27 protein-coding genes are annotated in these 26,692 nt (G+C 60.5%); 11 read left to right on the top strand and 16 right to left on the bottom strand.

From position 1 onward, the window contains the following. Positions 1 to 39: 39 nt before the first annotated feature. Positions 40 to 369, top strand: coding sequence for a hypothetical protein (locus DHV10_RS09700; protein ID WP_239461433.1), 330 nt, complete (start codon positions 40 to 42; stop codon positions 367 to 369). An 83-nt stretch (positions 370 to 452) separates the two neighbouring features. Here DHV10_RS09700 and DHV10_RS09695 read toward each other — a convergent pair whose 3' ends face one another. The 5 genes from DHV10_RS09695 to DHV10_RS09675 form a co-directional block, all read right to left on the bottom strand. Beyond that, positions 453 to 1,142, bottom strand: coding sequence for a DUF3108 domain-containing protein (locus tag DHV10_RS09695; protein ID WP_239461431.1), 690 nt, complete (start codon positions 1,140 to 1,142; stop codon positions 453 to 455). Positions 1,143 to 1,308: 166 nt separating this feature from the next. Next, positions 1,309 to 1,941 carry a methyltransferase family protein gene (locus DHV10_RS09690; protein ID WP_239461429.1) on the bottom strand — a complete coding sequence of 211 codons (633 nt, stop codon included), beginning with the start codon at positions 1,939 to 1,941 and terminating at the stop codon, positions 1,309 to 1,311. Then, positions 1,938 to 3,011 carry a glycosyltransferase family 9 protein gene (locus DHV10_RS09685; RefSeq protein ID WP_109486140.1) on the bottom strand — a complete coding sequence of 358 codons (1,074 nt, stop codon included), beginning with the start codon at positions 3,009 to 3,011 and terminating at the stop codon, positions 1,938 to 1,940. The genes DHV10_RS09690 and DHV10_RS09685 overlap by 4 nt, the downstream gene beginning before the upstream one ends. Positions 3,012 to 3,070: 59 nt before the next feature. Next, complete coding sequence (gene lpxK, locus DHV10_RS09680) at positions 3,071 to 4,108, bottom strand: tetraacyldisaccharide 4'-kinase (protein WP_109486139.1); 1,038 nt, start codon at positions 4,106 to 4,108, stop codon at positions 3,071 to 3,073. Continuing rightward, entirely contained in the window at positions 4,105 to 5,433 is a 1,329-nt protein-coding gene (locus tag DHV10_RS09675) for a 3-deoxy-D-manno-octulosonic acid transferase (RefSeq protein WP_109486138.1), read from the bottom strand. Before DHV10_RS09675 ends, lpxK begins: the two co-directional genes overlap by 4 nt. 56 nt (positions 5,434 to 5,489) lie before the next feature. On the opposite strand from DHV10_RS09675, the gene DHV10_RS09670 reads away from it, so the two are divergent. Both DHV10_RS09670 and DHV10_RS09665 read left to right on the top strand, forming a co-directional pair. Continuing rightward, on the top strand, positions 5,490 to 6,149 hold the full coding sequence (locus tag DHV10_RS09670; protein WP_109486137.1) for a hypothetical protein: 660 nt from the start codon (positions 5,490 to 5,492) through the stop codon (positions 6,147 to 6,149). A 138-nt stretch (positions 6,150 to 6,287) separates the two neighbouring features. Next, positions 6,288 to 6,557, top strand: a complete 270-nt coding sequence (locus DHV10_RS09665) for a hypothetical protein (protein ID WP_239461427.1) — start codon at positions 6,288 to 6,290, stop codon at positions 6,555 to 6,557. 115 nt (positions 6,558 to 6,672) lie between these two features. Here DHV10_RS09665 and DHV10_RS09660 read toward each other — a convergent pair whose 3' ends face one another. The 4 genes from DHV10_RS09660 to DHV10_RS09650 form a co-directional block, all read right to left on the bottom strand. Beyond that, complete coding sequence (locus tag DHV10_RS09660; protein WP_109486135.1) at positions 6,673 to 7,884, bottom strand: sensor histidine kinase; 1,212 nt, start codon at positions 7,882 to 7,884, stop codon at positions 6,673 to 6,675. Continuing rightward, complete coding sequence (locus DHV10_RS27980) at positions 7,881 to 8,399, bottom strand: ATPase domain-containing protein (protein WP_275425906.1); 519 nt, start codon at positions 8,397 to 8,399, stop codon at positions 7,881 to 7,883. Before DHV10_RS27980 ends, DHV10_RS09660 begins: the two co-directional genes overlap by 4 nt. Further along, entirely contained in the window at positions 8,356 to 9,348 is a 993-nt protein-coding gene (locus DHV10_RS09655) for a DUF7125 family protein (RefSeq protein WP_275425905.1), read from the bottom strand. The genes DHV10_RS27980 and DHV10_RS09655 overlap by 44 nt, the downstream gene beginning before the upstream one ends. A gap of 295 nt (positions 9,349 to 9,643) precedes the next feature. Continuing rightward, positions 9,644 to 10,840, bottom strand: a complete 1,197-nt coding sequence (locus DHV10_RS09650; RefSeq protein ID WP_109486525.1) for a carboxypeptidase-like regulatory domain-containing protein — start codon at positions 10,838 to 10,840, stop codon at positions 9,644 to 9,646. 364 nt (positions 10,841 to 11,204) lie between these two features. Between DHV10_RS09650 and DHV10_RS09645 the strand changes: the two genes are divergently transcribed. The 4 genes from DHV10_RS09645 (at position 11,205) to DHV10_RS09630 (ending at position 15,000) form a co-directional block, all read left to right on the top strand. Continuing rightward, a complete protein-coding gene (locus tag DHV10_RS09645; RefSeq protein ID WP_204101378.1) occupies positions 11,205 to 11,705 on the top strand; it encodes a GNAT family N-acetyltransferase in 501 nt (166 codons plus the stop codon). Continuing rightward, positions 11,702 to 13,072 carry a methylenetetrahydrofolate--tRNA-(uracil(54)-C(5))-methyltransferase (FADH(2)-oxidizing) TrmFO gene (gene trmFO, locus DHV10_RS09640; protein ID WP_109486133.1) on the top strand — a complete coding sequence of 457 codons (1,371 nt, stop codon included), beginning with the start codon at positions 11,702 to 11,704 and terminating at the stop codon, positions 13,070 to 13,072. Before DHV10_RS09645 ends, trmFO begins: the two co-directional genes overlap by 4 nt. 60 nt (positions 13,073 to 13,132) lie before the next feature. Beyond that, positions 13,133 to 13,870: a hypothetical protein gene (locus tag DHV10_RS09635; RefSeq protein WP_109486132.1), complete on the top strand. Its 738-nt coding sequence runs from the start codon at positions 13,133 to 13,135 to the stop codon at positions 13,868 to 13,870. Between the two features lie 80 nt (positions 13,871 to 13,950). Then, entirely contained in the window at positions 13,951 to 15,000 is a 1,050-nt protein-coding gene (locus DHV10_RS09630; RefSeq protein ID WP_109486131.1) for a DUF7544 domain-containing protein, read from the top strand. A gap of 70 nt (positions 15,001 to 15,070) precedes the next feature. Here the strand turns inward: DHV10_RS09630 and DHV10_RS27035 are convergent, their stop codons facing one another. Next, positions 15,071 to 15,220 (bottom strand): hypothetical protein, encoded by a 150-nt coding sequence (locus DHV10_RS27035; protein ID WP_162601379.1) that lies wholly within the window; start codon positions 15,218 to 15,220, stop codon positions 15,071 to 15,073. Between the two features lie 198 nt (positions 15,221 to 15,418). Between DHV10_RS27035 and DHV10_RS09625 the strand changes: the two genes are divergently transcribed. Together DHV10_RS09625 and DHV10_RS09620 are read left to right on the top strand one after the other, a co-directional pair. Next, the gene (locus DHV10_RS09625; protein ID WP_109486130.1) at positions 15,419 to 15,907 is read left to right on the top strand and encodes an SRPBCC family protein; all 489 of its coding nucleotides are present in this window, start codon (positions 15,419 to 15,421) and stop codon (positions 15,905 to 15,907) included. 92 nt (positions 15,908 to 15,999) lie between these two features. After that, a complete protein-coding gene (locus DHV10_RS09620; RefSeq protein WP_109486129.1) occupies positions 16,000 to 17,211 on the top strand; it encodes a DUF6599 family protein in 1,212 nt (403 codons plus the stop codon). A 343-nt stretch (positions 17,212 to 17,554) separates the two neighbouring features. Here DHV10_RS09620 and DHV10_RS09615 read toward each other — a convergent pair whose 3' ends face one another. Together DHV10_RS09615 and DHV10_RS09610 are read right to left on the bottom strand one after the other, a co-directional pair. After that, positions 17,555 to 18,166 (bottom strand): hypothetical protein, encoded by a 612-nt coding sequence (locus DHV10_RS09615; RefSeq protein ID WP_109486128.1) that lies wholly within the window; start codon positions 18,164 to 18,166, stop codon positions 17,555 to 17,557. Between the two features lie 80 nt (positions 18,167 to 18,246). Beyond that, a complete protein-coding gene (locus tag DHV10_RS09610; protein ID WP_109486127.1) occupies positions 18,247 to 18,903 on the bottom strand; it encodes a TetR/AcrR family transcriptional regulator in 657 nt (218 codons plus the stop codon). A 124-nt stretch (positions 18,904 to 19,027) separates the two neighbouring features. Between DHV10_RS09610 and DHV10_RS09605 the strand changes: the two genes are divergently transcribed. After that, positions 19,028 to 19,417 (top strand): hypothetical protein, encoded by a 390-nt coding sequence (locus DHV10_RS09605; RefSeq protein WP_162601378.1) that lies wholly within the window; start codon positions 19,028 to 19,030, stop codon positions 19,415 to 19,417. Between the two features lie 9 nt (positions 19,418 to 19,426). Here DHV10_RS09605 and DHV10_RS09600 read toward each other — a convergent pair whose 3' ends face one another. Then, a complete protein-coding gene (locus DHV10_RS09600; RefSeq protein ID WP_162601377.1) occupies positions 19,427 to 20,032 on the bottom strand; it encodes a hypothetical protein in 606 nt (201 codons plus the stop codon). Positions 20,033 to 20,154: 122 nt separating this feature from the next. Then, positions 20,155 to 21,375: a TIGR04053 family radical SAM/SPASM domain-containing protein gene (locus DHV10_RS09595; protein ID WP_239461425.1), complete on the bottom strand. Its 1,221-nt coding sequence runs from the start codon at positions 21,373 to 21,375 to the stop codon at positions 20,155 to 20,157. A gap of 361 nt (positions 21,376 to 21,736) precedes the next feature. On the opposite strand from DHV10_RS09595, the gene DHV10_RS09590 reads away from it, so the two are divergent. Beyond that, positions 21,737 to 22,690, top strand: coding sequence for a universal stress protein (locus DHV10_RS09590; protein WP_109486124.1), 954 nt, complete (start codon positions 21,737 to 21,739; stop codon positions 22,688 to 22,690). A gap of 164 nt (positions 22,691 to 22,854) precedes the next feature. Here DHV10_RS09590 and DHV10_RS09585 read toward each other — a convergent pair whose 3' ends face one another. Together DHV10_RS09585 and DHV10_RS09580 are read right to left on the bottom strand one after the other, a co-directional pair. After that, a complete protein-coding gene (locus tag DHV10_RS09585; protein ID WP_109486123.1) occupies positions 22,855 to 24,798 on the bottom strand; it encodes a CRTAC1 family protein in 1,944 nt (647 codons plus the stop codon). Positions 24,799 to 24,803: 5 nt separating this feature from the next. Further along, positions 24,804 to 26,690: a CRTAC1 family protein gene (locus DHV10_RS09580; protein ID WP_420818741.1), complete on the bottom strand. Its 1,887-nt coding sequence runs from the start codon at positions 26,688 to 26,690 to the stop codon at positions 24,804 to 24,806. Between the last annotated feature and the right edge of the window lie 2 nt (positions 26,691 to 26,692).

The following is a 26,692-nucleotide window of genomic DNA, read 5'->3' as shown; positions in this document are numbered from 1 at the left end:
GCACGACAATTTCATCCAATACCCAGGAGGAATTGCCGCATGGGTTTAACTCGAAACCCCTGGGACATGCCTGCCGACACGGTTCCAGCTTCCCCGTCAGGGCCCGACGCCGCGCATCAGCAACCCTCGCAATCACCCGAAGAATTGCAGGAGGAGAGCCGGAAGATCCGACGCCTCCAGATCATGGTCAACATGGTCATGCAGGTTATTGCCCAGGACTCCTCGCTCAGCGTGGAAGAGGCCTCAGAGATGGTCGCCGACACCCGAAAGGCAGCGCTTCTCATGTTCCCCGAGAAGGAACTCGCCTTTAACCTGATCTACTGGCCGCGTCTGCAGCGCCTCATGCGCGAACGCTACAGGATGCAGTGAGAGTAGTCTTCAGTTCTCAGTTCCAACAAATCATCGGGTGCAGAGCTTCGCTGAGAGCTGAAGGCTGACAGCTGATAGCTGGTCTACTTGTTCTCGTTCCCCACGAGCCGGAACGTGATCGTCCCCCAGAACAGCCTGGCTCTCATCTGCACGGGCAGGTGCCGCTCATCGTCCGTGTACCAGATCCAGATGTTGCCGCGGTTTTTCACCACGCCTGAATCCGCCGTCGGCTGCGCCCTGATCGTCTTGAAAGTGCCCAGCGTGGTCTTCACCACCTCGCGGGCTTCCACCTTCATCGTCACCGGCACGTTATGCATCGCGTCCACCACCGGCATCATGAAGTTGTGTCCGATCTCCAGCGGTTGCGACGAAGCGTAAAACACCCCGGTCAGCAGGTCCGTCATGCAGCTCGGTATGGGCGACTCCACGTGCTTCGACTGCCCATTGACCAGGTTCTTCTCGTCGAAGATCGACTTGCCCTGTGCATAGTCCATCTTCAGGGTCGAGTTGATCTGCCGCTTGCCCTCCACCGTCTGCTTATCGAACTGATACGTGCAACCCTTCGTGCGATCGAAGCTCGACTGAAAATGATCGCTGGCATGGAACAGCATATTGATCGCGCCAACGGTGTTCGCGTCCGCGCTCAGCTTCTCCCGGTCGCCCGCCTCTTCAAAATGAATCACCGCGGTCCCTGCAGAAAACACACGCCAGTCCACCGTGTACGTAAGCGTCTGTTTTTGCGGAAAGCTGAAGCCCGCGCGCGGGGGCGGCAAAGCCGGAAGCTGCTGGACAGGAACTGGTGGCTGCTGGCCATGGCCCAGACACGCTAGAGCAAGCGCGCAAAAAATTGTTCTTGGAATTCTGCGCTCTCTCACTGCTGGGCTCTGCTCCTTAGATCTTTGACTCGTTCAGCACCGAAACTCGTACCGGCTTGCCACGCTACAGATGCGGCACGTGTACAACAAGGCCCAAAGCCGGCCGGAGGAAGAGCAGGCTGAGATAGAGCAGGGCGGCTCCTATAGCTGCATTGTACTCGCGGTGCCGCAAGTAAAGCTCTACAGAGAACTTACCGGATGAAACTTCGGTTTGGCTACCCGCAGTTCCGCCCCCCGCCAGCCTCGGAACCAGCCTCGGAACACGCCTGCAATACGCCTCGAAATCAGGAAACGTCGACCGCAAAAACCGCTCTTCCGAAGCAATCACCGGCACATAGATGATCAGAAACATCGCCGCCAGCATCGCGCCAACCAGCCAGCTCAGCAACGCCACTGCGAATCCCGCCGCAATCAGAATCGACCCCAGGTACAGCGGATTCCGCGTGTACGCATACGGCCCCGTCTGGGTCAGCTCGCGATTCTTCTTCACATACCCGGCTGCATACCCGCGCAGCCAGAGTCCCGGCAGCACCAGCAGCAGGCTGCACGCAATCGCAATCGTGTGCGGCGGTTTCCGCCACAGCTCAAAGAGGTACAGCGCCGCGGTGACAAATCCCAGTGGCACCCGTATCCGGCGCGCAATCCGCTGCCACGCTTCCATCGTCCCGGATTGCACCGCTCTCGCCTGCTCTGTCATCGCGCCGCCTCAGAATAAAGCAGCCCCTCGGCCGCTTCGATCACCTCAGCCGGCGTGATCGTCAGCAACCCGGCCTCCGGCGCCGAACGACGGGTGTGGTCCCGCTGGCTCTCCGGATGCCGAAGCACCTTGAAGCGCGTTCCGAACGGCCCGTTTCGCGCCGGATCGGTCGGCCCGTAGATCCCCACCACCGGCCGTCCCAGCGCGCACGCCAGATGAAGTGGCCCAGTATCCCCCGCAATCGCCAGGCTCATCCGTCTCGTGATTGCAATCAGCTGCTCCACCGACCCCAAGAGCGCGGTCGCTCCACCCCCGGTCCGCTTCACAACCTCATCGGCCAGCGCTACTTCGCCCGGCCCCGCGTTCACAAAGACCTGCCAACCTCTGTTCAACAACCCGCGCGCCACATCCGCGTACCGCTCAACCGGCCAGCGCTTCGCGCCCCAACCCGCGCCCGGATTGATCAATACCACTGGCGTGCCTCCGCCCTCCGCCATCATCCCCTCTGCCCACTCCTCGGCTTCGGGATCGAACGGCAGCATCGGCTGCACCGGCTTCAACTCATCGCCCGCGATCGCCTGCGCCAGCTCCACATCCTGCTCGATCACATGCGCGCCGCGCGTCTCCACCTTTTCCGTGAACAACAGCTTCGCCGCACTCTCGCGTGGCCTCGCCTCTCCGATGTACCGCCTGCTCCGCGCCATCCGCCCGATCAGCGCCGACCGCACCGCGCCCTGCATGTCCACCACAGCGTCGTAGTGTTCTCGCTTCAGCCCCCTCCGAAGCGCGGCGAGCTCCTGCCGCGTCTCGCGCGCAAACACATTGCGCCGCCACTTCCGTGTTCCGGCAAAATGCACCCGATCCACAATCGGCTGCTTCGGCTTTGCTGCGGATGTATCTCGAACGGCGCCAGTTTCCGCTGTCAGCAACGCGCTCCATACCGGCTCGACGACCCAGTCGATCACCCACTCCGGATGCGCCTTCCGCAGCGCCGTCACGGCCGGCAAAGCATGCAGAATGTCGCCCATGGCCCCCAGTCGCACCACGAGCAATCGATACTTGGACCGCATTTGCAAACTAAGATTCTCTCACAGCGAAACGCACGTCCAATCGCTCCGCACAGCCGTGTTCAACGCGTCGTGTGCTTCTCCGTTGCATTCCGATCCTGCGCCAATTGTCTTCCCGCCAGCCTCTCCTTCAACCACGCGGCAACGCTCGCCTCATCATCGAACTCGCTCAGCAACTCAGCAGTCCGCAGCCTCTCCCCGAACGCTGTCCTCAGCGCACCCAACCTTACGTGGTCCTTTTCTGTCGTAATGAAACTCTGCGCACCCGCCTTCCGTGCGCACTGCAGCAGGCCCTCCACGTCTCGCTGCGAGTAGCGATGATGATCCGCGAAGACCCGCCTGCAGACTACCTGCATTCCCCGTGCCTCAAGCCCCGCGAAGAACTGCTCCGGCCGCGCGATGCCGCAGAACGCTGCCACCGCGCCCTCCACCTCCGGCACGCGCATGCGTCTGCGCACCCGCCACACCGGGCCGCTCCACTCGCAAACGCGCAACTCCTCTTCGAACTCATGATCGCTCGCAGGGATCGCCAGCACGCTCGCTCTCCCCAGCGCCTCAACAGGCTCACGCAGATCCCCCGCCGGCAGCAGATAGTCCCCGCAGTCCTGGCGATTCACCAGCACCACGTCCACATCTCGATAGAGCTGCCTGTGCTGAAATCCGTCGTCAAGCAGATGCACCAGAGAAGCCGACTCCGCCGATGTCTCTCCGGCCTGCATCAATTCGCTTTCCGCCAACTGTCCCGCCTCGTATCGCTCCGCCGCCACCCAGACCGGCACGCCCGTCTTCTGCGCGATCAGCAACGGCTCGTCTCCAAACTCGTCCGCACTCCCGTCCGATCTCACGCGCGCAGCTCCGCGGCTCTCCCGACCATAGCCCCGCGAAAGCACATCGACGCGCCATCCCTCGTTCGTCAGAAGCCGCGCCAGCGCAATCACCAGTGGCGTCTTCCCCGCACCTCCTGCCGAGAGATTCCCAACGCTGATCACCGGCCACCGCAGCCGCCGCACCTGCTCCCACCCGCGCTCCAGCTTCCATTCGCGCAAAGCCACTCCCGCCGCGTAGAGCGGCATCAGCGGCAACAGAAGTGGACGTCTCATGCCCGTCCCGCTCCAGCCACGACCGGCTTTTCAGCAACGATGTTCAGAACGCTCCGCAACGCCTCCACTGACCGGGCCGTCGCTCCCGCCTGGGCCTCGAACACTCTTCGCGCCCGCTCCCCCATCGCCCGCGCCTCATGCTCATTCGTCAGCAATTCCACCAATGCATTAGCCAGTTCTTCCCGCCCCGCAATCCGCACCGCATCATGCGTCCGCAGATCCTCCGTGATCGCCCGGAAATTCGCATAGTGCGGCCCCATCACAATCGGAACCCCAAACTGTGCCGGCTCCAGCGGATTATGCCCGCCTGCCTCCACAACGCTGCCACCGACAAACGCCACGGACGCCAGCGAATACACAGAAGCGAGTTCGCCGATCGTATCCAGCAGCACCACCTGTCCCGGTCGCAGTGGCCCAAATTCTCCGGCCGACGTCCCCTTCCACTCCGACCTTCGCACCCACGCCGCGCCCGAAGCCTCCAGCAGCGCAGCCACTGCACCAAAGCGCTCCGGATGCCGCGGCGCCATCACCATGATCAGCTTCGCATCGCTCACCAGCAATCGCGGCCACGCCTCCAGCAGCGTCGCCTCCTCGTTCTCCAGCGTGCTCCCCGCCACTACAAACCGCAGCCCTGCCCCGGCCAGCTTCAACAGCCGCACCGCCTCCGCCTCTCGCGGCACTCGCACGTCGAACTTCAAATTTCCCGAAACCGAAACCGACCCGCACCCCAGCGCCCTCAATCTCTCCGCGTCCAGCTCGCTCTGCGCCAGCACCCGGCTCAGCCGTGACAAAATCGGCCTCCACAGCGCTCGCAGCATCCGGTAACGCGGCCAAGACCGGTCCGAAATTCGTGCATTCACCACTGCAACCGGCACGCCGCGTTGATAACACCCGTTCAGCAGATTCGGCCAGAACTCCGTCTCTGCCAGCACCAGCATTGCCGGTTGCAATGCATGCAGATAAGCCTTCACCGCCCACGGTAGATCCAGCGGGCAATAGAACACCCGCTCCGCCCCGAATCGCTCCCGCGCCAGTGCCTGTCCCGTCCGCGTCGTCGTCGAAATCAGCAGCCGATATCCCGGAAACGCCGCCCCGATCTCCTCCACCAGCCGGCTCACTGCCAGCACCTCGCCCACGGAGACGGCATGCAGCCAGATCACCGGCCGGTAATCCTCAGCCAGCCTCTTCAGCCTCCGCGGAACCCGTCCCAGGCGCTCCCAAAATCCCTCGCGATATTTCTCCGTCGTCGCCACTCGCCACAGCCACCACGGAGCACCCGCAACCAGTGCCGCGATCAGCGCCACGTTGTACAAAAACAAAATCATGCGAGACGGATCGTGCCTTCCCCCGGTCTAACCCTCAAATGATACAGTCGAGCCCGATGAAGATCGTCCGCACGCTGCTGCTCCTGTTCCATTTGTTCATTGGGCTGACCGCTACCTCCTGGGCCAGCGACCACAAGATGCCGCCCGTCCAGCCGGCCACCTCCTTCCCCGCCGTCGAGACTCACGAAAAAGAACACGTCTCCATCGCCGTCGAGCCATACGACACCCGCGAGAAAGAATCCATCTTCCGCGTCGACTACCTCGGCCACGGTGTGATGCCCGTCCTCCTCACCGTGACCAATGACGGCAATCGCCCCATCTCGCTTCGCGACGCGCGCATCCTCTTCTACACTCCCGGTGGCGACCGCATTCAGGCTGCCGAGCCCGAAGACGTCGAGCGCCTCATGACGCGCACCGAACGCGAGGGAAAAAAGATCCCCATGCCGGGGCCTTTCCCCTCCATCAAGATGAAGCCGAAGGCGAGCAATCGAAACATCGAAGAAGATTTCAATCAGTTCGAATACCAGGCTCTCGTCGTCGAGCCCCACACGACGCGCGCGGGCTTTCTTTTTTACGATGTCTCGCAGCTCGATCACCCGCTCCAGGGCGCCAAGCTCAATCTGCACAAGCTGCGGGATGCCGATGGTAATGAGCTCTTCTTCTTCGAAATCCCCTTCGACACCTACCTCAAATCCAAATCGAAGGACATGAAGTAACGCAGAAGCAGCCGTTTCAGCCCTTCTTGCCCTTCCGCCATTCGGAAGTAATACCGTCCATTACCCTGGTCGTAGCTTCATCCCCTGTCTGTGTCATTGAGGGGGCCGCGTTTCGATGCCACCATTCTCGGCATGCGAATGAATCTCATTGCCCGGTCTTCCGGCGACCCCTGCATCGGAACGATCCCCCTCTCGCTGACGCTCAAGCCGTCGTGCGGGCTTCCGGGTGATTACGAGTACCCCACCGACAGCGCCTCGCTCATCCGCTTGCTTCGCGCCCAAACCGACCTGCCCGGCACCGTCCTCCAGCACTTCGAAGAGGACATCCGAGCCGGTTACAACCCGCGCCTCCTCGGAGTCGAGCTGAACGACAACATCCTCGAGAAGATCGGCTACTTCATCGACTGATCAGGCGAGAAAACGAGCCACAAAGCGAGCACCGAAGGGTGCCGACGCTCCGTGGCTCGTTGAACTGTGAACTAAGAACTGTGAACTAAGATCTAGGAACTGCGAACCAGCATTCCTACATCGCCGCTGCGACCTTCTGAAAGGTCGCGCTCTGACCGCCCTCTTGCACGCTCTTGGGTTGCTCCACCGGCGGCGTCGACGGCAGATAGATCACGAACACCGTCCCGCTGGGCGACTCCGTCCTTGATCGAAACTTCAGCTTTCCGCCGTTCCGCTCCACAATATCGCGAGTCAGCCACAGCCCCAGTCCAGTTCCGCTGCTGCCCTTCGTCGTAAAGAACTGCCGGAAGAGCTGCGGCCGGATCTCTTTGCGAATTCCCGCTCCCGTATCCGCTACGGTCAGGCGCGCATACTCCACACCCCCAACCGACACCGGCATCACGTGGATACGCAGGATACCGCCTTCGCGCATCGCATCCACTGCATTTCCGATGAGGTTCACCAGCGCCTGGCGTATCTCGCCCTCGTTACAGTACCCGAAGGCTCGCTCCGAAGTGATCCGCTCTCGGATGTGCCGCTCGCGCAGCTTACCGCGGAAAAGCGTAACGGCCGACATGGCCAGCTCCGCCACATCCGTAAACGAAGGCTTCGCCGGAGCGCGGTGGAACTTGAGCGTGTGATTCACAATCTCGCTGATTCGCTGGAACTCCTTCACCGCAAGCTGCCCGAAAGAGTGCGCCTCTTCCAGCGTCGAGCTGTTCTCCACCAGGAAGAGAAGATTCCCCAGTGCCTCCAGAGGATTATTCACCTCGTGCGCCAGGGTCGCCACGAGCCTGCCCGCAACGGCCAGGTGTTCCGACTTCCGCAGCGCTTCATCGCTCTGGAACTGCTTCACTGCCGCGTCGCGAACTTGCAGCTGCTTCTGGCGTGCGTTGAACGCCACCTGGATCGCGCTCAGCAGCATCTCTTTGCGAATCGGCCGGTCCAGCAAAATGAGGCTTCGTACTTCGAGCCGCGCCTCGCTCGCCAGCGCTGCGCACCCCGGCTCAGTTGCCGTGCTGGTTAGCAGAATGACGGGCAGATCCGACCACACCGGCTGCGAATGGACGATCCGCTTCAGCGCGTCGATTCCTCCGCGTAGCAATGCCTCGTCGGTCACGATGAGCCCCAGGAGCATCGCGCAATCGATTCCTTCCGCCTCGCGCACATGACCAACGCACGCAGCCGGGTACCCCGACCCATTCAGGAATCCTGAAATCAGATCACCATCGCGGCCCAGAGGAGCAACAACAACGAACCGGGGAACATTGGCAGCTAGTTCGCTCACAACAGATTTTGCCCTCCCCTGTACTCCGGTGTGCCTGTCAGAACTCCGGCGAAGTTCTTCAGCGGCTCCCCGATAACCAGCCGGCCCGTAGTCAACTGCATCTCGCGGATCGATCGCTCATGTGGGCCCGACCGCCTCTTCACCACCGAAATTGCCTGCCTCACTTCTCCCAGCGCCTCGAAATACCGCAGCAGCAGTACGTTGTCGGCAAGGTAGCTCACGTCGATGGGAGAAACCATCGCTCCTCCCAGCAGCCCGTACTGCGCCATCACCAGGAACGACGCCACCCCTACCTGGTTTAGATATGCAAGCAGTTCATGTAGCTGTACGGACAGCCCCTGTTCCTCGCTCATCGCGTTCAGCAGCCCGTTCAGGCTGTCGATCACCACGATCCGCCAGCGCTTCTCTTCCACACCGCGCCTGATCCTGTGAATGAATTCACCGGGAGACAACTCCGCTGGATCCACCTGCTCAAGATGGATCAGCCCCTTTTCTAGATACTGATCCAGATCCATCCCCCAGACCCCGGCTCCTCACCCGGAACGACTGACGCGTTTCATCGAAAGTGAAGATCGCGGTGTTCTCGCCGCGCATTGCCGCCTGCAAAACGAATTGCGTACACATCGTCGACTTCCCGCAACCCGCCGGTCCCACAATTAGCGTGCTCGTGCCTCTCTGGACACCGCCGTTAAACAGTTCGTCTAACTCCTTCACGCCGCTGGGCAGGTTTTCCGACATCACCGACGCCGCCCGATGCTCACCCGATACCAGCCTTGGAAATACCACCACGCCGCCCTTCACGATGACGTAGTCGTGATACCCCTCTCGGAAGCTGGATGCCCTAATCTTCATCACCTGGAGCCGGCGCCGCGTAACCCCATAAGTGCGGGAAAGCACCTCCATGCAGAGCACGCCATGCGCGATCGTCTGCACCTGGTTCTCCTGGTGGTCTCCGAACCGTTCGTCGAGCAGCAGAATCGTGCAGTCCCGCCCTTCAAAGAACTGCTTGAGGCTCAGCACCTGCCGCCGATAGCGCAGAGAATCCCGCGCGAGCATGCGAAGTTCCGACATCGAGTCGATGATGATTCGCGAGGGATTGATCTCGCGCACCTTCGCCAGAATCGTCTCCAGCACGTCCGACAACTCCACTTCGGCCGGCTGGAACACCGTATATTGCTTCCCTGCGTCGCCTGCAATCTCCGGGGGCGAGATCTTGCAGATCTCCACGTTGCGCAGATCCATCCCGTGCGATGCCGCCACATGCCGCAGCTCTGCGTCGCTTTCAGCAAGCGAGATATAAAGCCCCCGCTCGCCCTTCTTCGCTCCCGCGATCAAAAACTGAAGCGCGAGCGTTGTCTTCCCCGCGCCTGGGCTCCCCTCAACGAGGTAGAGAAAGCCCTTAGCTAGCCCTCCGTGCAGGACGTCGTCCAGCCCCCCAATTCCCGTAGATAGACGTGTCTCCATTCTCCCGATGTTCTCCATTTGTCGCTGTGGTCTAGCTCTGGCAAACGGTTACATCGCTGCAACTGCGCTGCGTAACGTCAGGCCGGGGCAACATCTTTAGATGCTGCCATCACTCGCCGGTTTGTCCCCTAAGCTGAACAAACTCAAAGATCCCGAACCTGACATCACACCCGCAGCTTTGCCGTCTTGCGGACCCGGGGGCGACCCGTACCCGTTTCGATGTTTCCTGGACACAAACAGGAAGGGCGCACCCCTGAGGAGCGCGCCCTTGTTGAGGCTTGGGATTGCGGTGAACCTACTTCTTGCCCGCCTTGTAGGTGGAGTTGACCTTCTGGCCTGCGGAGTCAAGAATGCCCTTCACATCCGCGGAATACGGCCCGTTCGGATCGAGTTCAAGATACTTCTGGTACGCCTCGCCGCAGCCCGGAGGCAGAACGATGCGCGAGGTCTTCGGATCGACCGTCGCCTTGCTGATCAACGCCTGACCCTTCAGGTAGTAAGGGATCGGGTCCTGCGCGTTTGCTGCGATCGCCTTATCTGCGGCCTGTGCCTGGCCGTCGGTGTTGCCCACCTGCGAGAAGATCACGGCTTCATTCTTGTAGTAGAAACCGGCCTTCGTCGGATCCGCCTTCACAGCCGCGTCATAGGCTGCATTGGCCTGATCGATCTTGTTCGTACGTGCGTAGATCTCGCCCAGGCCGGCATTCACCAGACCTTCGATGTCAGGACGCGGCTTCTTGGAAGCAGTGTCGAGTTCAAGAGCCTTCTTGAACGATGTCTCCGCGTCGTCGTACTTCTTCAGTCCCATCTGTCCCTGGCCCAGATACGCCCAGAGAACCGACTCCGTCGGTCGAAGCTGCGTATCCTTGGACATGAGCGTGACCACGTCGGTGTACTTAGCCGTCTTGATCTCGTTCTCCTTGGCCGCAACATCGGTCTTGGAGGCGGAGGCGCCGAGCTGCTGAACAGCGGCGGCGTGCGCCGCATCGGCATCGTGGATATCGCCCGTCACGGTCTTCAGATCAGCGTTCAGGTTCTTGATCACCGCATTCGCCTTCAGAGCTTCCGAATTGTGCTTCTTCATCTCTTCAAGCTGCTTGCGGGTCTCTTCCGGCAGCGTCTTCACATACTCATCGCGCGACATGTCGTCATCGGCAGCGGTGTCCTGCCCGGCGACGATCTTGATGTTGTCGATCTTGTCGGCGTCCTTGTCTGCGGCCATGCCCAGTGTGCGGTAAACAAGCGTATAGGTGCCAGGAGCCGCCGAGCCGGAGTAGTCACCGTTTGCGTCAACCGGGAAGCTGGCGACCTCCTTCGTTCCCTGGTTGAGGCTGACCGTTCCGCCGGACTGAGCAGCGCCGGTGGGATTGGTGATCTTGCCGTGGATCTTGCCCTGAGGCTGACCACTGGCAGCAGGCGCGGGAGTCTGGGCGAGCGCGGGCATCGCGGCTAGTGCCAGCATTCCAAGCCAGAGCGAAATCGTGCGTTTCATGTTCTTCTCCTTGGGAGCTTGAGCGAGCATTGAGCCTCGCGCGCTCGATCGAAAATTTTCTGTGTAGGTGTCTGACATCGCTAAACAAATAAACCCAGTAATTACCCGTTAGATGCGCATCGGCACGCCCAGCTTGCTTGCGGCAAAGGCCGGGAATCGGCCGGCACGGTTCCAACGAGTCGAGCGCGTACAAGGACACAGCGCTCTTGATGCACGGTCCAAGGTAAATCTAACGGATGCTTCAGCACAAGACCGCGCAAACTGCAGCGCCGGAATAAGAGCCAGTATCGCGCACCCTGATGTTAGTTTGGCCCTGCACACCCAACATGTGGCCTGCATCACACCCTAGAATAGCGGCATGGCGATGACGATTCGACCGGCCGTGGCCGCCGATGTTCCCCGGATTCTGATGTTTATTCGCGCCTTGGCGGAATACGAGCGGGAACCGGATGCTGTGGTAGCAACCGAAGCAGACCTTCTGCGAGACGGATTCGGTCCCAATCCCTACTACTGGTGCCTCATTGCCGAACAGGAGGGAGAGCCGGCCGGGTTCGCGCTCTGTTTCTACAGCTATTCCACCTGGATGGGCCGCCCCGGGGTCTACCTTGAAGACCTCTTCGTACTCCCCAAATTCCGCGGGCTCGGCATCGGCAAAGCTCTGCTTCAGCGGGTCGCGGCGGTGGCAGTCGAGAAAGACTGCCCCCGCCTTGGGTGGGAAGTCCTGGACTGGAACACCCCGGCGATCGAATTCTACTCAGCCATGGGAGCGGAGTTCCTCGACACCTGGCGGAACGTCCGCGTAAGCGGAAAAGCACTCAGGAGGCTCGCCGGAGCCCCGGATGCAGAAGCGGAGCCTGCGAAGTGAGGATTCGAGTCATTGGCGGCGGACTGGCCGGCCCCGAAGCAGCCCTGACTGCAGCCAGCCTGGGCGCCGACGTCGATCTTTTCGAGATGCGAGCGCTCGTGAACGGAGAGCCAAGGCTCACGCCTGCGCACCAGACCATCGAGTTTGGAGAACTCGTCTGTTCCAACTCCCTCAAAAGCGAGTCGCCCAACACCGCCCCATGGCTCCTGAAGCAGGAGATGCGGCGCGCAGGTTCGGCTCTGCTCCGCATCGCGGACCAGACCGCGGTTCCCGCAGGACACGCCCTCGCTGTCGATCGTGTCGAGTTCTCGCGTCATATCGCGGAGGAGATCGCGTCTGAACCCCGGATACGCGTGATCCGCGAAGAGGTGACAAGCCTCGATGCGGAAGACTTCGCCATCACGATCGTGGCGACTGGGCCGCTGACCTCCGATGCGCTGAGCGAAGACATCCGGCGGATCACAGGATCCCAACACCTTTCCTTCTACGATTCCATCTCGCCCATCGTCGATGCGGAGTCGATCGACATGGAGCGCGTCTACTTCGCCGCACGCTACGACAAGGGCACAGCCGACTACATCAATTGCCCCATGTCGCGCGAAGAATACGACCGCTTCTACGACGCGCTGGTCTCCGCCGAACCTGCGGAGCTCAAGGATTGGGAGACCTGCGACTACTTCGAAGGCTGTTTGCCCATCGAGGAGTTAGCGCGCCGCGGACGCGACACGCTCCGTTACGGTCCAATGAAGCCGCGTGGTCTGCGCGATCCCAGAACCGGCCGCGAGCCCTGGGCCGTCGTCCAGTTGCGCAAAGAGAACGTCCGCGCCGACAGCTACAACCTCGTCGGCTTCCAGAACCACCTGAAGTATGGCGAGCAGGCCCGCGTACTGCGCATGATTCCCGGCCTCGAAAATGCCAAGTTCCTCCGCTACGGCCAAATCCATCGCAACACCTACATCTGCGCGCCGGCGTTGCTGGACCAGACGCTTCGCCTCAAAGACAATCCGCGGATCTTGTTTGCAGGCCAGATCTCCGGAGTCGAAGGCTACACCGAATCGATCGCTACAGGCATGCTCGCGGGCATCTACGGGGCATCCTTGATCCGGGGAATCGAACCTCAGGCGGCGCCGCGCGGAACAGCGCTGGGTTCTCTGGTTCACTACATCACGCATGCAGATGCGAAGGGCTTCCAGCCCGCGAACATCACCTTCGACCTGCTGCTGCCGCTCGACGAAGAGATTCGCCGCAAGATCCGCGACAAGAAAGAACGTCATCGCATGCAGTGCGAACGAGCGCTGGCCGAGTTCGATCAGTGGTGGAGGCAGCGGGAACAAACACCCGCAATCAACACGGCAGAGGTGCTCTAAGCCTTCGCGCAGACACTTCGTCGCGCTAAATGGAGTTATCCTTCTTGGTCGGGGTGAACCATGAAGTTCATAGGGCTGTTGTTGACTGTTCCGTTGCTGGCGAGAGCGCAAGAATCTCCCAAGGTGATCACGTTCAATCGCGCTGATACGGAGCATTGCCGTGTGCTGGTGGCGAACGGGAAGCCTTTGCTGTCGAGCACCTATGACGGAACCACAGTTGCGGTTTCTTTGCCTGACAACTGGATGAATGGTGAGTACTCGCTTTTCGTGATGGTTTCGCAGAAGGGCGACGGAAGCGCTGAAGTGAATCCGAAGGAAATCTACGCGCTCTTCTCGGATCCGGCGCACACCCGGTTCTCGTGGTTCGATAAGAAACATGACCTCGACACGCTGGCCAGTATGCGTTCGCAAGGGATGGGGCAGCCGGGCGCCGGAGGGCCAGGTGGGCCGGGAGGATTTGGCGGATCGAATGGCGACAGCAGCGGCGCGGCTCCGCCGATGACGCACCCCGAGGTGATGTCGATCGGCGGGCCGGGCGAGACGAACCAGGCGACGAAGTCGGAAGCCGAAGCGCGTAATATGGGCATGAGAAATCCCGGGGCAAGCGCTCCGCATGGTCCGCAGCTCGACCCGGCACATCCGCCGGCATTCCTGAAGCGCACGACCGTGAAGAACGGCTCGCAGGCGAGCGGGTATGTCTTTGTCCATAAACCCAAGGGTTTTTCGCAGGAGATTACGGCGAGTTCGCAGCTTGGGGAGATCGATATCCCGGTGAATGGAGTGATCTTCCGGTTCTAGGGGAGATCCGCGGCAGGGAACCTGACCCCGCAACCTTGCGTATCGTTATCTAGATCGGACGTTCCCCCGGAAAGGTTTGTATGCGCGCACTCTCTGCCGCAGAGGCCATCTCTCCTGCCATCAACCGTACCCGCGAGTTCCTGTTTGCGCCGCCGTTTCGCTGGCTCACCTTCCTGAAGCTCTGCCTCGTAGCCGCGATCACAGAGGGGCTGGGGACCAACCTGCAATCCAATGCGAACAAGAACCACTCATCCGGCGATGTCGGACCGATGATCTATCACTTCTCGCCAATGATGATCGCAGCGATCATCGCAGTTGCGCTGCTCTTGTTTGTAGTCGTCCTGCTCATCTTCTACGTCATGACGCGTCTGCGGTTCGCCTACTTCCACTGCCTCACGACAAATACAAGGCTCATCAAGCCGGGCTGGAACCTCTACAGGCCGCAGGCAAACCGTTTCTTCCGGATGAACGTCGGGGTCGGAATCTGCTTTGCGCTGATGGCGGCGCTGATGGTCTCGCCGTTCATTCCGGGCTTCATCCGTCTCTTCCACAACATTCAGGAAGGACGTGGGCCGGACGTTTCGCTCGTCCTCTCCCTGGCGCTGCCCCTCATCCCCATCTTCATGCTGATCGTGGTTGCGGCTATCGCCCTCGACATTATCTTGCGCGATGGAATGCTGCCGCATTACGCACTCGAAGACGCGACCGCAGGTCAGGCGTGGTCGGCGCTGTGGGAACGCGTGCTCGCTGAAAAGGGCGCCTTCTTCGCGTACGGCATCCTCCGCATCGTGCTCCCCGTCATCGCGTTCATCGGCATCGTGATCGTGCTGCTCGTTCCCGGCCTGGTTCTGGTCGGATGCGTTGCCGGCGCTGAGTACGCTATCCACTCTGCATTTGCCGAGGCCGCTGGAGCTCAAGCCGCGATCGGCGCCGTGCTCGAGATCTTCATCGGTGTGATTGCACTTGCCTTCGCTCTGGTAATCGGAATCAGCATCGGCGGGCCGGTCAGCACAGCCATCCGCGAGTACGCGCTCGTTTTCTACGGAAGCCGGTATCAGAAGCTTGGCGAACTGCTCTTTCCTGCTTCGCAACTTGTGCAGGCAGGCATTCCAGGCGCTCCGGCCGATTGAAGTCCGGCTGATTGAGGTTTTCACGTACGGGACAAATCAATCAGCCGGAACGGTCTCACACTCTGGTCGGTCAGACGCGCGTGTGGTTATCGGCCCAAGCCTCCTGAAGCATCTCTGCTGCTTTCTTTACCGGCACGGGCCGGGTTCTCTGATTGCGATAGAGGGCCCACGCGGCAAGAAACGCAGAGACTCCAAAGACATAAAAAGGTAGACGGGACATTGCTCGAGTTTCCTCCGTGTTGGTGAGGTTCGATGCCAAGTCCGGTGTGCGAGATGCAGTGCATTAGGTTCGCCGTACATACGGCAAGCGGCAAATCGTCTTGGAGTGATTTCCAGAGCGGTGCTCCGCAATTCGTATGGTGAAACCCAGCAACTCCGGCTCCCCTCTGGAGCCCGTGAATCACTGTCTAATCGAGGTATGGAGCAAGGCCCGCAGTTCTTCGTGGTGCGCGATGAAGCATCGGTTATGGCTCCCATCGATCGCTGCTTCGCGCTCTCAACGCACCTGGCTGTCGTCGAAATGACTCTGGCTATGCGCCCCGTTGCCGGCCGGACGCGGGGCGCGGTGGTTGATGGAGACACGGTGCGCTGGCACGGATGGAAGTGGGGATTGCCCCAGATGCATGAAAGCTTGATTGAGGCCTACGATCCGCCGGTCTTCTTTCGAGATCGAATGATCGCGGGGCGCTTCGCCACGTTCGAGCACGACCATCGATTCAAAGCTCAGGACGGCGGCAGCGTGCTGCTGCAGGATGAAGTGCGCTTCTCCATGAAGTGGGGCGCAGCAGGATTGCTCATCGGCCGCACCATCCTGATGCCGCACATCCGCAAGCTGATGTGCCAGAGGTTCGCCCTCATCAAGCGCCTTGCTGAAGGCGAGGGCTGGCGTCCCTATGTCAACGGCTAGCGAACATTTCCCGCAGTCGCGGTGTCAAAGAGGAGATGGGCTTTTCACGCCTTCACTTGCGAAGCTGGTAGCCTGAGTTGGGAGTGTACGGAATGCGGTGGATTGGATTTGCTGTGTGCGGGGTGGCTTTGCTGGGAGCGGCGCGCGTCGAGGCGCAGCAAGCGCCCGAAAAGAAGTCCTCGCCGATTATGGTGACGACCGGCAGCCCCTCCGTGGCCAAGCCCGGCGCCACCGCAGAGCCCGCCACACCCCCTACCCCCCCACCGGCACAGGGCCCCCTCCTCCCCGACGACTTCTCCGGATGGGTCGCAAGCGAGAAGCCGAAGACTGTGGGCGATCCCGCGCAATTGGACAGCACCCATGCCGCTGCACTCAAAGAGTACGGCTGCACAGGCGGCATGGTGGCCAGCTACAAGCGTTCCGGCGAAACACTGGACGTAAAGGCGCTCACCTTCCCTGACGTGAGCGGGGCCTACGGCGCCTACTCCTTCTACAGGCAGAACGGATGGCCCAAGGCTGACATCGGCACCGGAGGCGCTTCGGACAAGAATCACGTCGTCTTCTGGAAAGGCAACACCGTCGTAGACGCCACCTTCTCGCACATTGGCCCGATGTCGGCCGGTGAACTCCGGGAGCTGGCGAAGAACCTGCCCGTCCCCCAGGGCAACCGCGCACTGAACCCTCCGATTCTTGCCGCCCTTCCGCAAAGCTCGATGGATCGTCAAACCATGCACTTCGCGCAAGGGCCGGTCGGGTACGCGGGCGCTGGCGGAGTGCTGCCCCCGGAACTGGTCGGTTTCGACAAGGACGCTGAAGCGGTGACCGCCAACTACTCGCTCCCTTCAAATCCGGCAGTGCTCACCTTGATTGACTACCCGACCCCACAGATCGCTGAGGCGCAGGAGAAGCGCATCCGCGATTACATCAAAGCGGGCCAGGCAGCCCAGCCCCCTTTCACCAAGGCTCTCCAGGACTCAGACCAAGCTTCCCTTGAAGTCCGCCGCAGCGGGCCAATCGTCGCCCTGGTCAGCGGAGATGCCATTCCCGACGAGAGCCACAAGCTGATCGCCCAGGTGCACTACTCCGCCGAGTTGACCTCCATGCCCCAACCCCACGAGTCCGAGGTCTCCAAAACCAGCCGGTTCCTCATGGGCGTGGCATCCCTCGTGATCATCGGATGTACCGCCGCGGTCCTCCTTGGCCTCTTCCTGGGCGGCGGGCGTGCGCTGTACAGGGTGGCTCGCGGAAGACCGGCTTCCTCGGTCTACGAGGCGGAGTTCATCAGCCTCCATCTTGAAGACTGAGACCAGCCGTAAGCGCGATGGGGGTATGCATCCGATGGGTAAATGCCCCGTTTCTCTTGTGGAAAACCGGCGGTAAACCCAAGAAATCACGGCAAAAACCGGCGAAAAACCGGGCATGAATAGGCGAATACAAGACGAAACAAGCCGGAACGCCTCACGCATGGTGCGCCGCGTATCTGCAACATTCTGCAAGGGTTGTCGAGAACCGGATTTATTCTTGACACTCCCTTTCCACGCCCCTACTATGCAGCCAGAAAGTTCTGATGGTTTTGCCTCCGTTGGAACTATTCTCCCTGAGGAAGGAGCTGCCCTGTTGCCGGGCGGCTCTTTCCGTTTCTGAGGCCTAATTAGCCGGTCCCGAGGCCGCAGCCGGGTCCGCCACGGGGTCCGACCATGCATGCCCGCACGATTCGCACAGCCAGTTGTTCGTAGGCTCCACAGATTCGAGCGTCGGATCGGGAGCCCCGCACTCCGGGCACGTCGGGATCTCATAGTCCAGCGATTCCACTTCTGCTTTCAACTGGTCGAGAATGTCCTGCGGGATCGGCTGCTCAAGAATGTTGCGCGCCTGTTCGAGCTGATCTGCCCCAACATCGATCCGAATGTTGCCGCCGAACCGGTCAGGACGTGGAATCCAGGAGTCGACGCCGGCCCGTCGCAACATCTCTGAACGCCCTGCTGCTTCGTCCAGGGATTCACAATGGCATAGCTCAACTTTCCACGTGTAATCAAAAACTCCGTCCTCAGAAGTCGGATCGAGCTCATCATCTGAGCTGTCGTTGTTCTCAGCCCAGTGGACCTCTGCGCCATCTGCTCGATGCCGCGTTCTCACGCGCGGATTCTCTGCCTCAGCGCTGATCCCGCGCTTCTTCATCTCATCCCGAAGCACATCCTGCGCAACCGGGGTAAGATCGCCGATCTGCGCCACAAGCTCATTGATCTCCACATCGCCCATCTCGCCGTAGAGCGCAGACAGGCGGCGCCACTCTTCAACCGGGTCACTTGGATGGCGAGCAGTATAGCCGAACGGGAGAATCAGGTGCGCCCGGGCCAGACGATCTGGTGAAAGAGCTTATCCATCTGGTGAGGCGACTCCTTCTCGCCTCGGTCGAGCCACCACCGCAGCAGCGCGAACAGACTGCCGGAGAGAGCGGATGCGCGAGCGGCAAGTTCACGGGGTTGAACGCTGCTGAGGCGTCCCGACTCGGTGAGGCGGCGCTCGATGCCGCGCGCGAAGTGGCCCTCTGCCAATTCGTAAAAATCCTTCAGATGGCCCGAGTCGGAGAGCACGCGATACAGTTTGTTGCCGTTGCCGATGTGCGCGAACAGTTCGGCGACCGGCGCAACGCGATGCGATCTGTCCCGCTGATTGCTGAGCGTGGTGCTCATGGCTTCACAGAACATCTCCAGCTGACTGAGCAGCAGGTCATCGATATCGCGGTAATGCAGGTAAAAGGTGGAACGGCCCACGCCGGAGCGGTCGAGAATTTCCTGAACTGTCACCTCCCTGATCGGCTTCTCGACGATCAGATTGAGCAACGCCGTGCCAAGTTGCATCCGCGTGCGGCGGATGCGGGCATCGTCGCTGCGCATCGAGAGTGGTTCGATGGCGGACAGTGTACCCGTAGAACGCTTCAGCTTTTCGCTGATAACCAGGGGCGGGCTTCCCTTCTTGCGAGCGTTCCTGGACATCCATGGCCTCTTTGTTCAGCAACGCGCGTTGGGGTCTCGACGCGGATCGAATTCAACGCTACATTCCGAATCATAGGCCTGAACCGCGGTTCCCCAATCGAGAAAAACAAGAGGGAGAACAAAGATGAATCGTAGAAGATTGCTCACCATCGCTGCTGCCGCTTTAGCTCTCGCTGTGCCGGCAATCCCGTCAGCTTTTGCCCAACAATCCGAAGCTCCGGCTGCCGCGCCGCACAGCATGCCGAGTGTTGACGACCATCTGCATATGCTCGCGCAGAAGCTCGACCTCACCGACGATCAGCAGAACAAAGCTCGCCCGATCATCACCGAAATGCAGGACGAGATGCAGAAGATCACGGACGACAAGAGCCTCACCCACGATGAGGCAAATGCCAAAACCCACGCAGCCTTCATGAAAGCCGACAAGAAGTTCCGCGAGTTCCTTACCGACGAGCAAAAGACCAAACTCGACGAGATGGAACAGCAAATGCACCCCGGGCACGGTGCCTCCTGAGTCCGCAACCTATCTCGCATTCACATTGCACGCTGCCCTGAATGCGTCCCACGCCGACCAGTCGAGGGTGGCAGTCGCGTGATCGACGAAAAGTGAGTTATCGAAAGGAATGCCCTGTTCTCCGGGGCGATCCAGAAGAAGCTGCTGCCCACGAAAGCTTCCGGCGAGATCGAAAAACCCGCGGTTAGGTCGTCGGACGCTGAAGGGCGGCGTGTAGTCGATCAGACGGAAATCAAAGAGACTGCTGTCAGTGCTCGTATAGCCGCCGTACATCGTGCCGCTGAGGGTAAGCCTGCGAAGCTGGCCTGGCGCGGTGCACAGCCATGCATTGCCCTGCAGACGCGCGCTAGTCGTTTTGCCCTCGCGGCGTCCGCCTCCGTGAGATCCGCGTGGTCGGCCCGGCCAGAACGAAATGTACAGTGGATAGCTCCTGCCGTCCTTCGCCAACACACTTCCCGCTCCATGCCACCAGAGCAACGGCGTTGATCGGCCGCCTATATGCAGCGCCCAGGGATTGAGCGCGATGGTGAACACATAAACAAACGCGACCGCGATCACTCCCCAGAGGACAAGCCTGCTGAGGCATCCGGCCAGACAGCCTGTTTTGGAGCGCATGGCGCAGAGTATAGCGAGAAACCACGGAACAAGGAATACGCGGCAAGCCTGAACCCGCCCGCCCTCGCCGCTGGATCAAATGCGGCGAAGATGGGCCCCCACCATCTTCTGACCCCCGTCGTCTACGCCTCGAGGTTCACGAGAGGCCCCGTAAACTCCGGCTGACACACTGCCGGAGTGTCGGTCGGTACCCAGTTCTTCGGCTGGTAGATGCAGCAGGGTTCCTGCGAGAGCGGATCGCCTGTGATGGCGTAAGCGCGGGCACGCGAACCACCGCAGATCTCCTTGTACTCGCATGCGCCGCACTTGCCCTCAAGACGGCTGGTGTCGCGCAGCGCTTTAAAGATCGGCGCGTTCTGGTAGATATTCGCGAGCGAATCCTCGCGGATGTTCCCTGCATGAATCGGCAGGAACCCGCTGGGATAGACATTGCCCACATGCGACACAAACAGGAATCCCTTGCCGTCGTTCACGCGTCGCGTCATCCAGTTCTTCGTCCGGGTCTGCGCATCCGCCTCCGGCGCACCGGGTTCATACTCACGCGCGATCGAGCCCGGCAGCGATCCCGGATGCCCGTGTCCCTTCCGCTTCTCCTCCAGGTTGTGCTGCAGCAGATAACGGCGGTAGTGCATCGCCTCGGTCGTCTTGATCTGGAAACTCACGCGATTCGAGAGCTCATAAATCTTTCCGAATACCTGCTCGAATTCATCCCCGCTCAGCAGATCGCCGAGCTGCCCGCGCCCCACCGGAACCAGGAAGAAGACGTTCCACATCACAATGTTCAGCCTCTCGAACAACGCGCACAGATTGTCGAGGTCCTGCGCATTGTGCCGGCTGATCGTGGTGTGCACTTGAATGGGGAGTCCCGCTTCGCCAGCCCACTCGACGGCCTGAATGGTCCGGGCCCACGCGCCGGGCAATCCGCGGAACGCGTCATGGATCTCCGGTGAGGAACCATCAAGCGAGATCCCCAGCCGCACCACTCCGGCCTCCTTCATTTTGAAGATTGCGTCGCGCGTCAGCAGCGGCGTTGCGCTCGGCGTCACGGCGACTTTAACCCCCTTCTCGTCGCAATACCGGATGAGCTCGTACAGATCCGGGCGCTTCAGCGGATCGCCCCCGGTAAACACAAATATCGGGATATGCATCGCCGCGATCTGATCGATCAGCGCCTTGCCTTCCGCGGTAGTGAGCTGATCGGGGTGCGCAATCGGCTGCGCGGCTGCCCGGCAATGCTTGCAGGCAAGGTCACAGGACTGTGTGACTTCCCAGATCGCCAGGAACGGCGCTTCGTCGTAATTGAGCCCGCCCCGGGCGGGTATGTGGTGCATCGGTTGTTGCATCGTGCGGCCTCCAACCTCGAAGGGACGGCTCAAAATCAGCAGGAGAACGTCCCCGGTCGCATTCAGAAGACCACCATCCCAATGCCCCAATCAGTGATTCAGATCACCAAATCGCGAAGGATTTTCATGAACTGGGAGTTCTATCGGGTAGACAAAAATTTGCGATAGGTCCACAATCCAAGGCAAATGACTGTCCTCGCGGCCTCGGAGACCGGGGTGTCGGGATGAGGACAGACTCTGCAGATCCGACCCGTATCAGACTGCGGGTGGTGTGATTTAAACCACGTTTTTGTGTGGTCCACGGCACTGTCCTGCCGGCTCTGGACGCCTAACATCTTTAAGCACCCGAAGGAGGTTTCCCATGGCCAACAAGCCGGGTTGGAGCAAGCCTTCCACGATTCTCTTCGCCACCGAGATTCCCGCAAACGAGCGAGCCTTCAATTTCGCGCTCGCTGAAGCGCGTGCGTCTGCTGCCGATCTCATCCTCTTCCACGCATATGACACGCTGGTCGTGGCGGCTTCGGAAACTTCGGGCATCCGCTACTACGACTACGCTGCGGCCGCCCGCGCCGAAATCAAGCACCTTGAGCCGCTGGCTCAACGCGCGCGCGACGCAGGCATTGAATGCGAGATCGTCGTGCGGCCGGGCCTCCCGGCAGATCAGATCCTTGACTACTTGAATCAGCGTCCCATCGACCGCATCGTCACGGGAACGCATTCGCCGGGTCCCATCGGAAAGCTGCTGGTGGGTTCAGTGGCCGAAGCTGTATTGCGCAGCGCGCGCGTACCCGTCTTCACCATCGGGCCGGAGGTCGTTGACGGATCTTACCGGAGCTTCGCAACGCGCACCATCCTTTGTGCCGTTAGCCTCATCGAGAGCAGTTACGTCATCGCAACCTTTGCCGCCGAAGTAGCCCTGCAGCACGACGCACGACTAATTCTGCAGCATGTCATTCGCCCGCAGGAGAGAGCCGAGGTCCTCGCAGGGCACACCATTGAGGAGATCGAGTCGGGTCTGCTGGCGCTTATCCCCGCAGAGCTTCGCGAAAGAATCTCCATCCAGACAATCGTCGTTCCCGGCGACCCGACCGAAGAACTTCTTTATCAGAGTCGTGCGCAGCAGGCCGACCTGATCATACTCGGAGCGCATGGAGCTTCGGCCTTCGCCGCAATCGCCCGCCACGGCATTGTCTACAAAGTTCTGGCACACGCGCACTGCCCCGTCATCACCTTGTCGCCTTCAGTCCTCGCGGAAAGCGGTGCTATGCATCGCAAAGAACATCCGGCAGAAAGTTTTCTGGCGGGTGTGTTTTAGAGATCACCGGCAACGCGGGATCCACGGCCTGGGACTCTGGAGCAAGCGGCTGGGGTTACCGCCATACCAACCGGACGCGACGCCGGGTGAACTCAATCCAGGACGCGTAGAGTTCACCCGGTGGTGCCGGTCTCGTCAGATTTCCTGAATCAAGAATCTTGCAGCTATCGTCGGCCGGAACGCTCCATGTGTTTCGGTGCAGAACGCGGCTTGCTTGTGCAAGGCTGCTTCTCGCAAAGAACGCTGGTGATCCCCTTGCCTTCAAAGATCGTGAAGATGCGATCGACTCCCGGAAGCTTTACGTTCTCGACAGCCCCCGACGGCCAGTGAATCTCCATTGTGCCTGCGTCGGTCGCATCCCCCAATCCAAAATGAGCCCGCTGGTCGCTCGAGGAAATGTAGCTTCCTCCGCTCATCACGTCCTCGCGCTGCCGCATTCCATTCGTCGTCAGATACACCGTTGCACCGATCGCATCGCGGGGGCTGGTCTTGCCGTTCGCTGGATTCGCCCCACCGATCAGCTTGAGTTCCACCCAGTGATGGTGATCCGGATCGACGTTCTTCAGCAGAACAGGCGGACCGTCGATCGGATTGATAACCACGTCGATCTTGCCGTTATTGAAGAGATCACCGAATGCCGCGCCGCGGCCCGAAGTAAGCGCCGCCAGGCCCGACCCCTTCACGGCCGGAACATACTCGAACTTTCCGTTGTGTAGATTCCGGAACAACAGCGGCCGCTCGGCGAACGTCGTCCCCCAGTCGTGCTCGTCCACCTGGGGATAGACATGGCCGTTGATCATCATGATGTCTTTCCAGCCGTCGTTGTCGAAGTCCGGAAACCCTACTCCCCAACCCACAAACGGAACTGGAACCTGCGCGATACCCGCTTCGCTGCCAAGCTCCGTAAAGCTTCCCTCCCCATCGTTGTGGTAGAGCGTCTTGTAGTCGTCGGAAAAGTCCGTGACCACGAGATCCACGCGTCCATCATTGTCGTAGTCGCCGACCCCAAGGCCCATGGACGCGATCTCTCGGCCGTCGTTGTTCAGCGCAAACCCCGACACGTAGCTCCGATCCTCAAAGGTGCCGTCGCCTTTATTCAGGTAGAGATAGTTGGGATTTGAATCGTTCGCAACCAGCAGGTCGGGCCGGCCATCGTTGTTCACGTCGACGAAAGTAGCTGTAAACCCGTAGTAGCGCCCCGGATCGGAAACCCCGGCCTTCACGCTGACATCGCTGAACGTGCCGTCCGCATTCTGATGAAACAGATGGTCGCCTTCACCGGGTAAACCCCGCGGTCCGCACATCACCGGGATCCCGTGCAACTGGCAAAAAGAGAACGCCACCCCTCCCGTGTTCAACGACTCGGGCTGATGTTCGAGGTCGTAGTGGACGTAGCCGGAGATGAAGAGATCGAGCCGTCCGTCGCCGTCGTAGTCGCCCCAGGTCGCCCCATCCGACCAGTTCCCCAGCGTGACCCCGGCCTTCTCGGCAACGTCCGTGAACGTGCCGTCGTGGTTATTCCGGTACAACCTGTTGTGTCCGAAGTTCCCAACGAAGATGTCAGGCCAGCCATCGTTGTCATAGTCCGCAATCGCTACGCCGAATCCCCACCGATCGTTTTGAACGCCGGCTTTCGCCGCGACATCCGTGAACGTCCCGTCGTGGTTGTTATGAAACAGCGCGGCGTGCGGCGGCGTTTTCTTTCCAGAGAGCGCATCGTAGGTCGAACCGTTGACCAGATAAATATCGAGCCAGCCATCGTTGTCGTAATCGATCAGGCCGACGCCCGAGCCGTCCGTCTCGAGAATGTACTTCTTCTGCTTTGTGCCCATCACATGCTGCCATGTGCTCAGCCCCGAGGCCCTGGTTGCGTCCTCAAAAACGACTACGCCTTTATCGACCGTGCCTCCAGCGGTGATGGGGCGCTTGTTCTCGTCGTAAACAGGCGCAAATGTGCCGGCCGAAGAGATGCCGCCCATTCCGCCCTGGGGTTCAGTCTGCACAGGCTTGGGTTTCTGATTCGGAGCAGTCTGTGTGTTTTGCGCCAAAGCGGATGTGGTGGCAAGCGCGAGAAACGTGCAGACGAGAAATCGACGAAGCTCGTGCATTCGATTCAGTTCTTCTTCACGTTGGCGCTCGATGGCGCCGCGTCGCAGGGCTTGCCGTCGCAGAGGGCGCCGGTGATGCCTTTGCCCTCTTCAATCGTGTAGATACGATCCGCTGCTGGAACCTTGATCGTTTCCTTCGCGCCCGACGGCCAGTGGATCTCAGCGGTGCCGGCATCCGTTGCATCGCTCAGCCCGAAGTGCAGCCGCATGTCGTTCGAGGAAAGGTAACTGCCTCCGCTCAGAACATCCTGGCGCTGCCGTATTCCATCTGCGCTCAGATAAACGGTCGCGCCTACCGCATCACGCGGGCTCTTCGCTCCGCCAATCAGTCGGAGTTCCACCCAGTGGTGATGATCAGCATCCACATTCCGCAGCAGGACCGGAACGCCATCCATATTGTTTATGACGACGCTGATCTTGCCGTCATTGAAGATGTCTCCGAAGGCCGCGCCGCGACCCACGCTGACAACCGCGAGTCCTGTTCCTTCAACCGCCGGCATCAGGTCAAATTTGCCGTTCTTGAGATTGTGAAAGAGCAGCGGTCTTTGCGCGTAGGTGCTGCCCCACTCCGGGTGCTTGTCGGCCTCCGGATACACGTGCCCGTTCACGATCAGCAGATCCTGCCACCCGTCATTGTCGAAATCGAGAAACCCATCGCCGAAGCCAACAAATGGCATCGTCGGTTTCATCAGGCCGGCTTCATAGCTGACGTCCGTGAAGTAGCCGGTTCCATCATTCTGGAAGAGCACATCGTAGTCGTCGCTGAAGTCGGTATTCACCACGGCCAGACTGCCGTTGTTCTGGTAGTCGCCTACGGCGATGCCCATGTTGGCCATCTCGCGTCCGGCCCCGTTCAACGCATAGCAGTCCTCAACGCTCTTGTCTTCGAACGTGCCGTTGCCCTTGTTGATGAACTCGTAGTTCTGCGATGTGTCATTCGCGACAAGCAAGTCGGGCTTGCCATCATTGTTCACATCAACGAACAGAGCGCCGAGCCCGAAGTATCCGGCAGAGTTGTCCACGCCGAGCTTCTTGCTTACGTCAGTGAATGTGCCGTCGCCGTTGTTGTGATAGAGAGTGTCGCGTTCGCCCTTCATCCCGCGCGGTCCGCACATCACCGGAATCCCGCGGTACTGGCAGAACATGAGCGGCGTAACGTTGTCCTGCTTCGGAGGATTCTTCCAGTCGAACTGCAGATACCCTGCAACAAACAGATCGAGTCTGCCGTCGCCATCGTAGTCCCCGAACGTGGCGCCGGTGGACCACTTGTCCACGTCCACGCCGGCCTTTTCCGCCACATCGTTAAATGTGCCATCGTGGTTGTTGCGATACAGTCGGTTCTTTCCGTAGTTGCTGATGTAGAGATCCGGGTACCCATCGTTGTCATAGTCCGCAACAACGCAGCCGAAGCCCCACCGGTCGTTGGCCACACCAGCTTTTGCTGTAATGTCCGTGAACGTGCCGTCATGGTTGTTGCGGAAAAGAGCGGCATGCGGAGCGGGAGACTTGCCGGCGAGGAAATCGAAATTCGCTCCGTTGACGAGGTAGATATCGAGCCAGCCATCGTTGTCATAGTCGAGCAGGCAAACGCCCGGCCCTTTGGCTTCCAGAATGAATTCCTTTTTCGGTGTTCCGGCAGAGTGATGAAAACTGGTCAGGCCCGCGGCTTTCGCCACATCCTGAAAGACGACCGGACCAGCCTTGACGAACCCGCCGGCGGTGATTGCGCGATGCTGGCTGTCATACACAGCTGCTTGCGGAGCGGAGCTTGCCATGCCCCCGCCTGGTCGCGTTTGACCCGCGGGAGCCGGAGCATCCTGAGCCAGCAATTGCGCCGCTGCGACCGCGAGCGCGAGTGCAATCTTCAATGCCGATCCTGCGTGCACTGCCACTC

Source organism: Occallatibacter savannae (assembly GCF_003131205.1).
GTDB classification, from domain to species: Bacteria; Acidobacteriota; Terriglobia; order Terriglobales; family Acidobacteriaceae; genus Telmatobacter; species Telmatobacter savannae.
Note: the sequence above shows the minus strand (reverse complement) of the source record. Positions and strands in the feature narration are given on the sequence as shown.

Excerpts from the sequence above, each read along its gene's own strand:
- DHV10_RS27980 (WP_275425906.1), bottom strand. The coding sequence starts at position 8,399 with ATGGATCTGGATCAGTATCTAGAAAAGGGGCTGATCCATCTTGAGCAG.
- DHV10_RS09650 (WP_109486525.1), bottom strand. The coding sequence starts at position 10,840 with ATGAAACGCACGATTTCGCTCTGGCTTGGAATGCTGGCACTAGCCGCG.
- DHV10_RS09605 (WP_162601378.1), top strand. The coding sequence starts at position 19,028 with ATGAATCGTAGAAGATTGCTCACCATCGCTGCTGCCGCTTTAGCTCTC.
- DHV10_RS09610 (WP_109486127.1), bottom strand. The coding sequence starts at position 18,903 with ATGTCCAGGAACGCTCGCAAGAAGGGAAGCCCGCCCCTGGTTATCAGC.
- DHV10_RS09595 (WP_239461425.1), bottom strand. The coding sequence starts at position 21,375 with ATGCAACAACCGATGCACCACATACCCGCCCGGGGCGGGCTCAATTAC.
- DHV10_RS09675 (WP_109486138.1), bottom strand. The coding sequence starts at position 5,433 with ATGATTTTGTTTTTGTACAACGTGGCGCTGATCGCGGCACTGGTTGCG.
- DHV10_RS09625 (WP_109486130.1), top strand. The coding sequence starts at position 15,419 with ATGGAGCAAGGCCCGCAGTTCTTCGTGGTGCGCGATGAAGCATCGGTT.
- DHV10_RS09665 (WP_239461427.1), top strand. The coding sequence starts at position 6,288 with ATGAATCTCATTGCCCGGTCTTCCGGCGACCCCTGCATCGGAACGATC.
- DHV10_RS09615 (WP_109486128.1), bottom strand. The coding sequence starts at position 18,166 with ATGGGCGATGTGGAGATCAATGAGCTTGTGGCGCAGATCGGCGATCTT.
- DHV10_RS09585 (WP_109486123.1), bottom strand. The coding sequence starts at position 24,798 with ATGCACGAGCTTCGTCGATTTCTCGTCTGCACGTTTCTCGCGCTTGCC.
- lpxK (WP_109486139.1), bottom strand. The coding sequence starts at position 4,108 with ATGAGACGTCCACTTCTGTTGCCGCTGATGCCGCTCTACGCGGCGGGA.
- DHV10_RS09630 (WP_109486131.1), top strand. The coding sequence starts at position 13,951 with ATGCGCGCACTCTCTGCCGCAGAGGCCATCTCTCCTGCCATCAACCGT.
- DHV10_RS09590 (WP_109486124.1), top strand. The coding sequence starts at position 21,737 with ATGGCCAACAAGCCGGGTTGGAGCAAGCCTTCCACGATTCTCTTCGCC.
- DHV10_RS09700 (WP_239461433.1), top strand. The coding sequence starts at position 40 with ATGGGTTTAACTCGAAACCCCTGGGACATGCCTGCCGACACGGTTCCA.
- DHV10_RS09670 (WP_109486137.1), top strand. The coding sequence starts at position 5,490 with ATGAAGATCGTCCGCACGCTGCTGCTCCTGTTCCATTTGTTCATTGGG.
- DHV10_RS09600 (WP_162601377.1), bottom strand. The coding sequence starts at position 20,032 with ATGCGCTCCAAAACAGGCTGTCTGGCCGGATGCCTCAGCAGGCTTGTC.
- DHV10_RS09655 (WP_275425905.1), bottom strand. The coding sequence starts at position 9,348 with ATGGAGACACGTCTATCTACGGGAATTGGGGGGCTGGACGACGTCCTG.
- DHV10_RS09635 (WP_109486132.1), top strand. The coding sequence starts at position 13,133 with ATGAAGTTCATAGGGCTGTTGTTGACTGTTCCGTTGCTGGCGAGAGCG.
- DHV10_RS09685 (WP_109486140.1), bottom strand. The coding sequence starts at position 3,011 with ATGCGGTCCAAGTATCGATTGCTCGTGGTGCGACTGGGGGCCATGGGC.
- DHV10_RS27035 (WP_162601379.1), bottom strand. The coding sequence starts at position 15,220 with ATGTCCCGTCTACCTTTTTATGTCTTTGGAGTCTCTGCGTTTCTTGCC.
- DHV10_RS09645 (WP_204101378.1), top strand. The coding sequence starts at position 11,205 with ATGACGATTCGACCGGCCGTGGCCGCCGATGTTCCCCGGATTCTGATG.
- DHV10_RS09690 (WP_239461429.1), bottom strand. The coding sequence starts at position 1,941 with ATGACAGAGCAGGCGAGAGCGGTGCAATCCGGGACGATGGAAGCGTGG.
- DHV10_RS09620 (WP_109486129.1), top strand. The coding sequence starts at position 16,000 with ATGCGGTGGATTGGATTTGCTGTGTGCGGGGTGGCTTTGCTGGGAGCG.